This window comes from Corynebacterium sp. ACRQJ (assembly GCF_022346045.1).
Taxonomy (GTDB): Bacteria; Actinomycetota; Actinomycetes; order Mycobacteriales; family Mycobacteriaceae; genus Corynebacterium; species Corynebacterium evansiae.
This window is the reverse complement of sequence record NZ_JAKRMT010000050.1, coordinates 1-1,033: the sequence shown is the minus strand read 5'-3', so window position 1 is coordinate 1,033 and position 1,033 is coordinate 1. Positions and strand designations below refer to the sequence as shown.

1 rRNA gene is annotated in these 1,033 nt (G+C 53.8%); it reads right to left on the bottom strand.

The annotated features are described in order from the left end of the window. A 23S ribosomal RNA gene (locus tag MHX52_RS10335) occupies nucleotides 1-1,033 on the bottom strand; the annotation flags it as partial.

Sequence of the window (1,033 nt, the reverse complement as noted above, 5' to 3'; positions counted from 1 at the left end):
AGCAGGGAAGTCGTTACGCCATTCGTGCAGGTCGGAACTTACCCGACAAGGAATTTCGCTACCTTAGGATGGTTATAGTTACCACCGCCGTTTACTGGGGCTTAAATTCTCCGCTTCGACCACAAAGATCTAACAGGTCCTCTTAACCTTCCAGCACCGGGCAGGCGTCAGTCCGTATACATCGACTTACCGTCTTCGCACGGACCTGTGTTTTTAGTAAACAGTCGCTTCCCTCTATTCTCTGCGACCACCACCAGCTCAACACGTCGTTCACCAGCAGCGGCACCCCTTCTCCCGAAGTTACGGGGCCATTTTGCCGAATTCCTTAACCACAGTTCACCCGAACGCCTTAGTATTCTCTACCTGACCACCTGTGTCGGTTTACGGTACGGGCCGTACATGCACTCACTAGAGGCTTTTCTCGACAGCATAGGATCACCAACATCCCCACAACGGGTACGCATCACGCCTCACCCTTAATGCAGGACGGATTTACCTATTCCTGCGGGCCACACGCTTACACCACAATCCAATCAGTGGCTCGGCTACCTTCCTGCGTCACCCCATCGCTTGGCTACTACCAGATCAGGTCCCACGCATCCACACACCACACACACAAAGTGCACGTAGCATACTTCAGGGTGGTTAGTATCACTGATTCACCATTGGTCGCACACACACGGGTACGGGAATATCAACCCGTTAACCATCGACTACGCCTGTCGGCCTCGCCTTAGGACCCGACTCACCCTGGGAAGATTAGCTTGACCCAGGAACCCTTAGTCATCCGGCGGATACGTTTCACACGCATCATTCGCTACTCATGCCTGCATTCTCACTCGCATAACCTCCACCACACGGTCACCCGGCAGCTTCAACGATCACACGACGCTCCCCTACCAACCCAACAAGAATGTTGAGTTCCGCGGTTTCGGCGGTGTACTTGAGCCCCACTACATTGTCGGCGCAGAACCACTCGACCAGTGAGCTATTACGCACTCTTTCAAGGATGGCTGCTTCTAAGCCAACCTCC